General features: G+C 33.1%; 15 protein-coding genes and 1 tRNA gene. 9 read left to right on the top strand and 7 right to left on the bottom strand.

Annotated features, from left to right (window positions below):
* Positions 1–39: 39 nt before the first annotated feature.
* A tRNA-Gly gene (locus SIB53_RS01265) sits at positions 40–110 on the top strand.
* A gap of 12 nt (positions 111–122) precedes the next feature.
* On the opposite strand, the gene SIB53_RS01260 is transcribed toward SIB53_RS01265, so the two are convergent.
* A complete protein-coding gene (locus SIB53_RS01260; protein WP_413678430.1) occupies positions 123–2,183 on the bottom strand; it encodes a glycogen debranching protein in 2,061 nt (686 codons plus the stop codon).
* A gap of 767 nt (positions 2,184–2,950) precedes the next feature.
* Here SIB53_RS01260 and SIB53_RS01255 point away from each other — a divergent pair.
* The 5 genes from SIB53_RS01255 to SIB53_RS01235 all read left to right on the top strand — a co-directional run bounded on the left by SIB53_RS01255 (position 2,951) and on the right by SIB53_RS01235 (position 4,814).
* On the top strand, positions 2,951–3,226 hold the full coding sequence (locus tag SIB53_RS01255) for an HU family DNA-binding protein (RefSeq protein ID WP_011295240.1): 276 nt from the start codon (positions 2,951–2,953) through the stop codon (positions 3,224–3,226).
* Between the two features lie 183 nt (positions 3,227–3,409).
* Positions 3,410–3,736, top strand: coding sequence for a hypothetical protein (locus SIB53_RS01250; protein ID WP_413678429.1), 327 nt, complete (start codon positions 3,410–3,412; stop codon positions 3,734–3,736).
* A gap of 147 nt (positions 3,737–3,883) precedes the next feature.
* The gene (locus SIB53_RS01245; protein ID WP_413678428.1) at positions 3,884–4,159 is read left to right on the top strand and encodes a hypothetical protein; all 276 of its coding nucleotides are present in this window, start codon (positions 3,884–3,886) and stop codon (positions 4,157–4,159) included.
* A 170-nt stretch (positions 4,160–4,329) separates the two neighbouring features.
* Positions 4,330–4,518 (top strand): hypothetical protein, encoded by a 189-nt coding sequence (locus SIB53_RS01240; protein WP_413678427.1) that lies wholly within the window; start codon positions 4,330–4,332, stop codon positions 4,516–4,518.
* A gap of 53 nt (positions 4,519–4,571) precedes the next feature.
* A complete protein-coding gene (locus SIB53_RS01235; RefSeq protein WP_413678426.1) occupies positions 4,572–4,814 on the top strand; it encodes a hypothetical protein in 243 nt (80 codons plus the stop codon).
* On the opposite strand, the gene SIB53_RS01230 is transcribed toward SIB53_RS01235, so the two are convergent.
* Both SIB53_RS01230 and SIB53_RS01225 read right to left on the bottom strand, forming a co-directional pair.
* Positions 4,811–5,023 carry a hypothetical protein gene (locus SIB53_RS01230; RefSeq protein WP_413678425.1) on the bottom strand — a complete coding sequence of 71 codons (213 nt, stop codon included), beginning with the start codon at positions 5,021–5,023 and terminating at the stop codon, positions 4,811–4,813. The two genes, SIB53_RS01235 and SIB53_RS01230, sit on opposite strands and share 4 nt — an antisense overlap.
* A gap of 56 nt (positions 5,024–5,079) precedes the next feature.
* On the bottom strand, positions 5,080–5,373 hold the full coding sequence (locus SIB53_RS01225; RefSeq protein ID WP_413678424.1) for a chlorophyll a/b-binding protein: 294 nt from the start codon (positions 5,371–5,373) through the stop codon (positions 5,080–5,082).
* 481 nt (positions 5,374–5,854) lie between these two features.
* Here SIB53_RS01225 and SIB53_RS01220 point away from each other — a divergent pair, with 481 nt between their 5' ends.
* The 3 genes from SIB53_RS01220 to SIB53_RS01210 all read left to right on the top strand — a co-directional run bounded on the left by SIB53_RS01220 (position 5,855) and on the right by SIB53_RS01210 (position 8,476).
* Complete coding sequence (locus SIB53_RS01220; RefSeq protein WP_413678423.1) at positions 5,855–6,307, top strand: NAD(P)H-quinone oxidoreductase NdhF; 453 nt, start codon at positions 5,855–5,857, stop codon at positions 6,305–6,307.
* Positions 6,308–6,441: 134 nt separating this feature from the next.
* Positions 6,442–7,674, top strand: coding sequence for a glycosyltransferase (locus SIB53_RS01215; protein WP_413678422.1), 1,233 nt, complete (start codon positions 6,442–6,444; stop codon positions 7,672–7,674).
* A 49-nt stretch (positions 7,675–7,723) separates the two neighbouring features.
* Entirely contained in the window at positions 7,724–8,476 is a 753-nt protein-coding gene (locus SIB53_RS01210; RefSeq protein ID WP_413678421.1) for a sugar transferase, read from the top strand.
* 2 nt (positions 8,477–8,478) lie between these two features.
* On the opposite strand, the gene cbiB is transcribed toward SIB53_RS01210, so the two are convergent.
* From cbiB to SIB53_RS01190, 4 genes are all read right to left on the bottom strand, one after another.
* Positions 8,479–9,426, bottom strand: coding sequence for an adenosylcobinamide-phosphate synthase CbiB (cbiB, locus tag SIB53_RS01205; protein WP_413678420.1), 948 nt, complete (start codon positions 9,424–9,426; stop codon positions 8,479–8,481).
* Between the two features lie 62 nt (positions 9,427–9,488).
* A complete protein-coding gene (gene ilvC / locus SIB53_RS01200; protein WP_413678419.1) occupies positions 9,489–10,484 on the bottom strand; it encodes a ketol-acid reductoisomerase in 996 nt (331 codons plus the stop codon).
* Between the two features lie 129 nt (positions 10,485–10,613).
* Positions 10,614–11,216 (bottom strand): ATP-dependent Clp protease proteolytic subunit, encoded by a 603-nt coding sequence (locus SIB53_RS01195; RefSeq protein WP_413678418.1) that lies wholly within the window; start codon positions 11,214–11,216, stop codon positions 10,614–10,616.
* Between the two features lie 65 nt (positions 11,217–11,281).
* Positions 11,282–11,956: an ATP-dependent Clp protease proteolytic subunit gene (locus SIB53_RS01190; RefSeq protein WP_413678417.1), complete on the bottom strand. Its 675-nt coding sequence runs from the start codon at positions 11,954–11,956 to the stop codon at positions 11,282–11,284.
* Positions 11,957–11,976 lie beyond the last annotated feature (20 nt).

Raw genomic sequence — 11,976 nt, 5'->3', positions numbered from 1 at the left:
AACTTTTACTCCAGCAGGGTGTAAATCTTTAGTTCTAGCGCGGGCGTAGTTTAGTGGTAAAACCTCAGCCTTCCAAGCTGATGATGCGGGTTCGATTCCCGCCGCCCGCTTGATTTTAATTCTCATAGTTTAATTTTTTTTGAGTATTCGTTGGCGACCATAAGCACAAGACTGTTACTTTCAATTCGAACATTTGATTGATTTGCTAAAGGTTTTTTAGAGACATTTTTAGTTTTCAAAAAAGATGTATCAATATATTTTTTCCATGGAGATATTGGGGTTGGCAAGTCAAAAAGCATTGATTCTTTATAAGCATTAAAACCAAGCCAGATTGCTGAGCCTGCATCGTTTTTGTTAATGCTAAATCCAAGAGTATGTGACCAGTCACCCCAGTCAGGTTGATTAACTTTAATGCCATGCCACTGAATCCAAAAATGAGATTTTTTGTCCTTGGTATTCGCTTTTTGACAATCATAAATAATATCTGGACTAAAAAACTCAGGTAGTTGTTTTCTAAGAGATATGAGCTTTAAAACAAATTCTTTTAACTCATTATCCCAATTTTTATGATTCCAATCCATCCAACCTATTGGGTTGTCTTGACACCATGAATTGTTATTACCTCCTTGGCTTCTACCTACTTCATCTCCCATTAAAAGCATTGGTATCCCAGGAGATAAAAGGAGTGTTGAAAGAAGATTTCTTTGTTGTCTTTTTCGTAAATTATTTATTTCTTTATTGGTAGTTGGTCCTTCAACTCCATAATTATAACTATTATTATTGTTCTCCCCATCTCGATTGTGTTCACCATTTGCAAGATTATGCTTTTTGTTAAAACTTACTAGATCTTTTAATGTAAATCCATCATGAGAAGTTATAAAATTAATACTAAATAGATTTGCTAACTTATTGTCATTGTATAGCAATTTATTACCAGTTAATCTATCTTTAAGTGGCCATATTGTGCTTTTATCTCCCTTCCAAAAACGTCTAATATCATCTCTAAAATGACCATTCCATGTTCTGAATTTTTTTGCAGGGAAATCTCCTAGTTTATAGAGACCACCACAATCCCAGGGCTCACTGATTAATTTCACATCACTAAGTTTAGGATCTGTTTCGATTTCTTCGAATAGTGGAGGTTCGTCTAAAGGTAACAAATCTTCACCTCTACTTAAAGCAATACCTAAGTCAAAACGAAAGCCGTCAACACCTAACTCAGTTGCCCAACAACGCAACGATTCTAATATTAGTTTTCTAACTAAAGGACGATTAGCTGCAATACTATTTCCACATCCACTTACGTCTAGATAATTTTCATTCTCGTCTTGATGGTAGTAAGTGTTAGGACCAAAATTTTTCCAACTTATACTTGGACCATTTTTATTACCTTCGGTTGTGTGATTGTAAACAACATCGATTAATACTTCTAGCCCATTGTCATGGCATACTTCTACAAACTGCTTGAATTGTTTCCTTGCATCTAATGGATTAAAGCTATCTACAAAACCTTGATGCGGCGTGAACCAATTAATAGGGCTATAACCCCAATAATTAACTAGACCGTTAGGGGCATCAAAAGCATCAAAAGCGAATACGGGAAGCAATTCAATTGATGTAATACCAAGACTTTTAAGGTAAGGTATCTTGTCAATTAATCCAATAAAAGTTCCTTTTTTACTGTCGCTAATACTTGAATCAGAATTTTTAGTGAATCCACCAACATGTAATTCATAAATAATTGTTTTATTCCATGAATGTTTAGGTCTTGGATGAGATTTGAAATCAAAATAGTTTCTTTGAGTTACTACTCCCTTTAAGCAATGACTATAACCTTTATTTACTTTTTCTTCGTGATTCCTTACGTAATGCCTCCACCCAGTAATTGCTCTTGCGCATGGATCTAAAACAAAATGTTCATTTGAAGCTTTGTCCTCGTCAACTGATATTTTAAATCCATATAAAGTGCCTTCAACTAGTCCATCTATTTCAACGTGCCAATAATCTCCAGACCTATTTTGCTGATTTAAGGATATTGTTTCTTTTGCATAGTCGTCGTCTTCATTTTGGAAGATTAGTAACTCTACATTTGTTGCATGTGGCGCGGCGATAGAGAAATTAACCCCATTTGGAGTGACTGAGCTACCCAAAGGCCATGCTGAACCAACTTTTACTTTTCCCAATTGTGTTTGTCCTTCAAAAAAATAATCAAGTAACTTTCCCTATAAGTTAGTGGGTTAGTTTGTTTTAACAAGTTATAAACAATTAAATTAAATTTTAAAAGATATTTTTAGTAAGCAAGTAGTGCTTTTCTTCAAATGAATACTAAATCTTTTTTCGCTAGCACTTCGTTTTTTTTGCAATTAAGGTTTTGATTGAGACTCAAACGCATTCTATTCGAATTGAAATTCAAATTTTTTGTAGGTTTTGGAAAACATGGTCAAACAAGATTCTTAGCGCTTTTTTAGGGATTACCGCTTCAAAATTGATGTTCATGAACTAGAAAAAATCTGATTTTTAATTTAGTGCTCCATTTTTTAGTGTGGTTATTATTTTGTAATACCAATAAATGTGCTGTTCTGCAGACCTTTGAAATTAATGAGAATTTAATTAAATGTCTGATTTTTTATAGTAAAAATTACTAAATTTAAACTTCAAAGCTGTTCTTGGTAAGAAACGTGAAAATTTATCTTTTCAAAAGCTCTGGCCTGACTGGCTTCTTGGCAAAGATAGAAACCTGACATTTTTTTTAAGCTATCTAGTACAAATCTTTGAGAGATTATTGAATCAAGAGAAAATGCACATATATTTTTTATAAAGCTTTCTACCACAAGCCCTTTGGGTTGCAGCCAAGTGATTTGGTCCATACGATTAGCAAGATTGAGTTTTTTGAAAACTAATTCCTTATTGGTTTTCCTCCTCTTACTCCCTGCTACATACAATCTTTCCAATGAACAAAGCAGATTTAGTCAACCTGGTTGCAGCTCGTACAGAGCTAACTAAAACAGACGTCTCTCTGGTAGTTGATGCCGCCATAGATACAATTATTGATTCTGTAGTGGAGGGTAAGAAAGTCTCCATTCTCGGGTTTGGTTCTTTTGAACCCCGCGATCGCTCTGCTCGTCAGGGGTTAAACCCTAAAACTGGAGAAAAGATAGCAATACCTGCTAAGCGAGTACCTGCCTTTACTGCTGGGAAGTTGTTTAAGGACCGTGTTCAAGGGTGACTCTCTAAAAAGCTAGCTTTTCTCACTTAACTTTTTCTTTTTGATGAGGGACTCTTTAAAAATGAGTCCTTTTTTTGTAAATTCTATTATTTATAAATATAAAAAATAATCTTTCTTTTTGGTACTCAAGAATTTTTAGCCATTTTTAAAGAAATATCAAACTATTTTAAAGGAGATTTTGTTTTGATTAATTATCCATGGAAAAAAATTAAATTCGCATCTGTTTTTTTTATATATATGTCTATTCCTTTAAATCCATTGATAGCAAATGAACTTAGAAGTTATCTGCTAATTGATATGCTCGTAAGGAGTTGCTATAAAGATATAAAATCTTGTAATGAATCATTATTTAAAATAAATAAATATCAAATAAATGCTGCAAAAAATAGGAGATTTTCATGTCAAACAAGATTACTAGGCTTAGAGGCAAATTTAATAATGGCTTCTAATTCCAACTTAAAAAGAAGTGAGGCTAAAAGTATTATTCAAGCTATCAAGAAATATTGCTAAATATAATCTATAAATTTTTCAAATTATTCTTGATTTTTGACTTTGCCAACAAACTAATGTGAAAAACTAGAACAAAAGAGGCTTTTATTCGATTTATCTAAGTAAGCTTAGAACTATAAAGATAAAGAAATTCTTCTAACTAAGAAAATGGGACCAAAAGCTTCTAATTCCAAAAAAACTAACGATAAGGCAATTAAGACCAATAAGGTCAAAGGAAATAAATTTAGGAAATCAAGTTCTAATGATCCAGATGTATTAGTTAACCTTCCAGCTGGGATGAAATATAAAGTCCCTGGGAAGCGTCAAAGAGTTATTATAGGTTCAATAGTAATTGGTTTGAATGTCTTATTAGTTATTAGTGTGCTTGTTTACTTTTATAATCCTTCATTTCAAGATTTTGTTTACAATTTTGGCCGAAGTTAGTTATTTTATAAACTTCATAACTAAATTATTATAAATGCTTTGAATATATTGCTAAAAATAGGGAAATATGACTATTAAGAAAAAAAGTAAAGTTTGACTAAGAATTTTTTATTGAGTTCCGATATGGTAGCTCTATATTTTAATGTTTTTCTAGAGGCAGGTTAGTCGTAATGGGAGAAAAAAGTAGTCAAGAGCAAAAGTTGAAAAAAATTCCTCAACAGCGAAAGACAACTCTGAAATGGGGAACTAATGGAGAGCTATCAGCACTTGATATGGTTCGTATCTTAGATCGTTTAAATGATCAAGATTTAACTGAATGTGAAATTCCTTTAAAAACAGAAAAAGAAAAAAAATTATAAATACTTTTTTTATCTAAAATCAAAGCTAATATATTCATAATAATACTTTGACTATGATGAAAATAAGTATTGCATTTATATCTTTAATTGCAATTATTTTTGTATATTTATATTATTTTACTGGCTATAAATCTGCTTTTGAAGCTGATCAGCAATGCCATTATGAATTACGATTGAAATCTGTTGAACTAGAAGGTTTGGCTTGTGATCATGATCTTGAAACTAATCAATGGCTACTTTATCAGAAGGGAATTGATGAAAAGCCTTCTAAAGTTGTTGAACGTTATCGTTATTAACTTATAAATTTATTATTTATTGTTGAAAACATATATATAGCAATCAATGAAGAGATAATAGCTGTAATTATAAATGTTAAAAATTGCCCTAATGAGCCCGGTAGATATGTACTTTGAAGGAAATAAAAATCGATAAGTGATCCAACAGTTCCCCAAATAATTATCCAAGCAGATACGTATGAAACACCTACTAATGTTTTTTTATTCATAGCTTTTAAAAAGATCAGGAAGTTAATGGAATAAATATAATATAAATCGTTGTTATCTAGCTAATTCCAAAAATTTTCAGTGTTGCTGGTTCGCCAGAAAAAGCTAATTCAGTTAGTATTAGCATTAAAAAGCCAATCATAGCTAATCTGGCATTAACAAGTTCAGCATTTTCATTAAAACCAAAAACTTCTTTTACCTCCTCACCTTTATTATTTATCCATTTTGGATATGAATTTAGATCTTGGCTTTGATCAATTAGTTCTGGATCATTTTTGGGTTTAATTGTGTTTACATCATTTAGCTCGGAATTGATAGCTTGATTATTGATCTCTAAATCATTTTCAGACATTTTGATTTGAAAATAATAATTATACATTAAAATTATAAGTCATTTTTGTTTAGAGATATGTTTTTTCCTAGATTTAGTCATTCTTCCAGAGTGAGTAAATCCTCCTGATAGTTAGTATAAAACCTTAATTCAAAAGATAATCATTCTAAAGAATCAGATCTAATAATTCAAATAAATTATATATAATTCAGTTATATTATGAATTTTTATGATTTATATATCTAAAAAATCTAAAAAGAAAAAAGTTATTTGAAAGTGAAAAAGCTTTGATATTATTCCTTATTAAGTTTTGTTTGACTATGAATTGATAGCTTGTTTTTAGTTCATTTCCTTGCTAGAAAAATATTATATGTTTTTACGAAATGATTAGTATTAATCCGATTCTTATTGTTTTAGATTCGGTTCGATTATTTATGCTTTGTGCCCCAGAACGATTAAATGAACTTAAAGTTTTTGGTGGAATTAAGCTTCTTTGAAAACTATGCTATTAAATTTTACTTGGCTAATTCCTGGGCTTCCAATCATTGCATCTATCTTTATGGCAATGCTCTTATTGAGTTTTAATAAAACAATTAATAGGCTCACAAAGCCAGTATCATATTTTATTATTCTAAGTCTTACCTTCTCTGAAATAATCAACTTTGTTTTATTCAAAAAAAATATAGTAGGCAATGACCTTCTTTTTGGGACCGAACTCGAGTTGGTTGTTGATAGAGCATCTTTACTTTTTGCCGAATCAATAGGTTTGATTTTCTTATTGATTATGTCTTTTTCAGTTGCAAAACTAAAAAGAAGAAATGGCTATGTTAGATACTTTATTTTTCTAGGATTATTGACTGGTTTGTTTTATTTATTCTCTTTTAGTGGAACCTTATTTCACAACTTCTATGATCCATTAATTTCATCTATAGATAAAATGAGTAATTATTTTTAGTGGAATTATTTGATAAGCTAATACGCTTAGTGAAAAATAATCTATGTCTACATAATTGCTAATTTGAATTTATCTTGTCATAATATCTAAGTTGTAATAAACTAAAAATAATTTTAGGATTTAACGTTTTTACTTTGGGTGTAAATTCATCTTTAGATCTTCCAAGCAATATTGCATTAGTACATGAATGGTTTACTCCAAGATCAACTGGTGGTGCTGAGAATGTTGTTCAGGTGATTGATGATTTGTTAACTGAAATTTCATCGCAGCCAGAACTTTTTTCTTTGGTTAATGAAGAGAACTTGAATAAAAATAGCTGGTTGTTTAAACGAAAAGTAAAAACTAGCTTTATTCAAAAATTACCATTTGGGATCTCACATGTTCAACAATATTTACCCCTTTTGCCTTTTGCAATTGAGCAGCTTGATTTAGAGGGCTATCCATTGGTTATAAGCAGTAGTCATCTTGTGGCTAAGGGCATTTTGACTTCGCCTGATCAACTTCATATTAGTTATGTGCATACACCTGTTAGGTACGCTTGGGATCAAATGAATATATATTTGAAAAGATCTTTTTTAAGAAGAATTGGTTTAGGACCTTTGATTAGATGGCAATTGCATACTCTAAGACAATGGGATCAATTAAGTAGCTCAAGAGTAGATTATTTACTGGCAAATTCAAATTTTACTGCAAAGAGGATTTGGAAGTATTGGAGGAGGCCCTCGGAAGTTCTTCATCCCCCCGTAAATGTAAATCGTTTTGAATGGAATAAGCCTAGAGAAGATTTTTATTTAAGTGTCTGTCGATTGGTTCCTAATAAGAGGGTTGATTTACTTGTTAGGGCTTTTAATAGGCTCAAATTGCCTTTAATAGTTGTTGGCGATGGAGTCGAAAAAGGCTTTTTAGAAAAGCTTGCAGGCCCAACAGTGCAAATTCTTGGTTTTCAAAGCAAAGAAAAAATTGAAAATCTGATGAGCAGATGTAGAGCCTTTGTTTATTCAGGTATTGAGGATTTTGGAATAGCTCCTGTGGAGGCGATGGCTTCAGGAGCCCCTGTGATTGCTTTTGGTAAGGGAGGGGTTTTAGATACTGTTAAATGCTTTAACTCTAATGCAGGTAAAGGAGCAACTGGACTTCTGTTTCCTACTCAGACGGTGAAATCTTTAGTTGAAGCAATTGAATTTTTTAAGGAAAAACAACTATGGAGAGATTTAAATCCTGAGTTAATTAGAGATTGGAGTATTTCTTTTTCTCAAGATTCATTTAAAAATAGATTTGAGGAAACCATAAATAGGGTTTGGAGGAATCATGTCAATTCTTGTGACATTGCTACTAGTGACCTTAGTTCTTCATCAAGAAATTCCTAGTTAAGTAGTGTGTAAATTTGAACTATTGAGATTACTAACTCAATAATTTGTGCAAACTAATCCAAGAAAATCTTTATTACGATGGTCTGAGTTTCGTAAAGGCTCTCCAAGAATCCCTTTTGAAGTCATCTCAAAAGAACCTTCTTCTTTGCTTGCTGTAGAAATAATAAGAAATCAAAGTCGATATGGACGCACATTGAAAAGGATAGGAGACGTTATTTTTTCTTTAATAGTTTTAACTCTAGGTTCACCAGTATTTATTTTAATTGGAATATTTGTAAAGCTAAGTTCTCCAGGATCTATTTTTTATATTCAAAAAAGAATAGGAAGAAACTATAGAGAATTTGGATGTATTAAGTTTCGTACTATGTATAAAAATGCTGATGATTTACTACCAAATTTATTAGAGAAATATCCTCTTATGAGAAAGGAATTTGAAAAAGATTTTAAATTACGTAAAGATCCTAGAATAACTAAATTAGGTAGATTCCTTAGACGATCAAGTTTAGATGAATTACCTCAATTCTTTAATGTTTTAAAAGGAGAAATGAGTGTTGTTGGTCCAAGACCAATTGTTAGTAATGAAATAAACAAATACGGTCTTTTTATGGAAGAAGTCATATCTGTGAGACCGGGACTAACCGGATTATGGCAGGTTAGTGGTAGAAACAACCTTAGTTATAAAAAAAGGGTTGAATTAGATTTAGCTTATGCAAGAAATAGAAATTTTATACTTGATTTGGAAATCATTATTCTTACATTAGGAGTATTAATCTTTCCAATGGATAGAGGTGCTTATTGAATTTACAAATTCAAAAATTTTATTATTATGGAAAAACATAATAGCCAAGCGAGTTTAAGTCTAAGACTTAGATTAAGTATCTTTTTTACAGATTTTATACTTGCTATGGGATGAGACTTTGCAATTATAGGCTTTATCTTTTTTACTCCTTTGTAATAGTTTACTCCTCCCATTCTTACTTCGGCACAATATGCAAATATCGCTTCAGAAATACCTGAGTTTGGGGAAGAATCAATAATTCCATCCTTCCAGGAATGCCTTATTATTTTGAAAATTGACTGCTTTGTTTTACAACAAAAAGGAAGAGTGATTAATACAATTCTAGAAGGAATCCAGACCATTAGATCATCCAGCTTTGCACCAGTAAAACCAAGCCACTTTAATTTTCCCTCTTTGTATCCAAGCATTGAATCAATAGTGCTAGATGCTTTAAAGATCCATGCCAATGCTAATGGTCCTGGCATGGATTGATTGAATTCCCAGAAGATAGTTCCTAAAAACATCCAAAATAATGGAGCAAAAATTCCATCCACAGAGTTTTCACTTGCTGTCTCAGCTAAAGCTCTAAGAATTTCACTCTTATCTAAATTCTCAACATCTCTACCAACTATAAGACTTAATTTTTGTCTTGAGGTGATTAGATTATCTTTCTGATTTTCTTTGCTTACTAAATGTAGAATTTCTAAAATACTTTTACTTAGACTCCTTGACGCAAGCGAGCTACTTAAGATAAAAGCAAAAAATAATGTGCTTGAAATAGGATTTTTTATTTCAAAAAATAAAAAAAATCTTTCTATAATCCATCCAGATATACCGCTTAATGATAAGACTATAAATGTAATTATTAAGCCTCCAATATATAACTTTGATTTATTTTCTTTCGTTATCCCCTCAGTTAATCCTTTTAAAAAACTAATAACTGCACCCATAAATTGTACTGGGTGTGGCAAGATTTTTGGATCGCCTATTAAAAGGTCAATAAAAACGGCAAGTAAGATTAAGTGAATGATCTTTATTCCGATTTAAGCCAACTAAACATCGAGCGAAGTGTTTGGCCTACTTTTTCTATTGGAAGTTCTGCGTCTTTTTGTCGAATTCTCTTCATTTCAGGTTTTCCTGCATCACATTCTTTTACAAAGTTTTTGGCAAAAGTACCATCTTGAATATCGGCAAGAATATTTTTCATTTCTTCTTTTGTATCTTTGGTTATTAACCTTGGACCGCTTACGTAATCTCCATATTCAGCTGTATTGGAAATCGAATCCCTCATTGCAGTTAGACCTCCTTTAACCATGAGGTCTACTATTAGTTTGACTTCATGCAAGCATTCGAAGTAGGCCAATTCAGGTTGATACCCTGCTTCAACAAGTGTTTCAAAACCAGCTTTGACTAACTCTGATAGGCCCCCACACAAAACTGCTTGCTCCCCAAAAAGATCAGTTTCGGTTTCTTCTTTAAAGTTGGTTTCCAAGATCCCAGCGCGTGTTCCGCCAATACCTTTTGCATATGCCATTGCAAGTGCTCTTGCATTTCCTGTGGCATCTTGCTCAATGGCAAATAAAGCTGGAACCCCTTGACCATTTTGATATTCCCATCTGACAGTGTGACCTGGTCCTTTCGGGGCAATCATTACTACATCGACAAATTCAGGTGGTTTTATTAATTCAAAGCGAATATTGAAACCATGAGCAAAACTTATTATTTTTCCAGGTTTTAAATGAGGAGCGATCTCTTTGGAGTAAACATCTTTTTGAAACTCATCAGGCAAAAGTATCATGATCCAATCTGCCCGCGCAGAAGCCTCCGCGACACTTAAAACTTCCAATCCATCAGAAGTTGCTTTATTGGCTGAGCGACTTCCTTCATAAAGCCCAACGACAACTTTGACCCCACTATCTTTTAAATTCAACGCATGCGCGTGGCCTTGAGATCCATAGCCAATAATTGCAACGGTTTTATCTTGAAGAAGACCTAGGTCTGCATCGGAGTCGTAAAAAAGTTTTGCCATGTGAGTGGGTATTTCAGAACTGTATTAAGGCTGAGCTTACGAAATAGAGTGCTGTTGAAACTACTTTCATTGATAAATTTTTTTGACAATCAAGACAATTAAATTAATAAAAACAATTAGCTCTCCATCTTAACTTTCACTTGGATGGGTTATCACTCGGTCGATTAGGCCATAATTTTTTGCTTCTTCAGCACTCAAAAAGTAATCACGATCAGTATCTTTTTCTATCTTTTCATATGTTTGTCCTGTCATCTCAGCCATGGATTTATTGAGCATTTCTTTTATTCTAAGAATTTCACGTGCTTCAATCTCAATGTCACTCGCTTGTCTTTGAGCAGTCCCTCCAAGTGGCTGGTGAATCATGATTCTGCTATGGGGTAGCGCAAGTCTCTTGCCTTTTGTTCCTGCAGAGAGTAAAAAAGCACCCATTGAAGCCGCCAACCCAACACAAATAGTTACAAGATCACTTTTTACATATTTCATAGTGTCATAGATGGCTAAACCTGCGGTTACAGAGCCTCCAGGACTATTGATATATAAATAGATAGGCTTATTACTATCTTCAGAATCAAGATAAAGCATTTGTGCTACGAGGCTGTTGGCAATGCCGTCGTTTACTTCTTGACCAAGAAATAAGATTCTCTCCGCACCAAGTCTTGTATATATATCAACCCATCTTTCAAATTGGCTTCCAGGAAGACGGTATGGAACGCTTGGGGTACCTATAGGCATGGCTAATTTAATGTTTAGTAGTTGTGGGTAATAATGATTAAAAAAAAATCGGAAAAATTATTTGCTTATGTAGGCAAAACTTTCTCGCCTGGTAAATCTTTTCTACTAGTAAGAACGCGATCTATAATCCCATAATCAACTGCTTCATGAGGATTAAGATAACCCATTCGATCAGAGTCTTTGGATAATTGATCTATTGATCTCCCAGTGTTATGACTAAGGATTTCTAGCATTGCTCTCTTGTTGTGAATAACTTCATTAGCTCTGATTTGAATATCAGTTGCTTGGCCTTGCGCCCCACTCCTAGGTTGATGAAGGACAATTGATGCATGAGGTAATGCTGCGCGTTGCCCTTTCGTCCCGGCCGAGAGGATTACTGCTGCAGTTCCCATGGCTTGGCCTATGCAAATAGTATGCACTGGAGGTTTCACGTATCTGAGAGTGTCGCAGATTGCAAAGGCTTCAGTTTCAAATCCGATTGCATCTCCTGTGTACCAGCTTGTTCCAGTTGAGTTAATGTAAAAATAAATAGGTTTCTCAGAGTTATCAAATTCCAGAAAAAGAAGTTGGGCAATAATTAGTTCGGTTACATTCATTCCGAGTTGTCTTTTGGCATCATCATCGGAAAATAGTGGTAAGCCTAGATAAACTATCCTCTCTTTCAGAAGAAGTGATGGTAAATCAGGGGGTGGAGTTCTCATTACGGCAGAATCGCCATAATACGGGGAAGATGCAGTCATATGAAGTTAAGTCTTCTTGG

The organism is Prochlorococcus sp. MIT 0916 (genome assembly GCF_047305155.1).
Classification (GTDB): domain Bacteria; phylum Cyanobacteriota; class Cyanobacteriia; order PCC-6307; family Cyanobiaceae; genus Prochlorococcus_B.
This window is presented reverse-complemented; position numbering and strand designations above follow the sequence as displayed.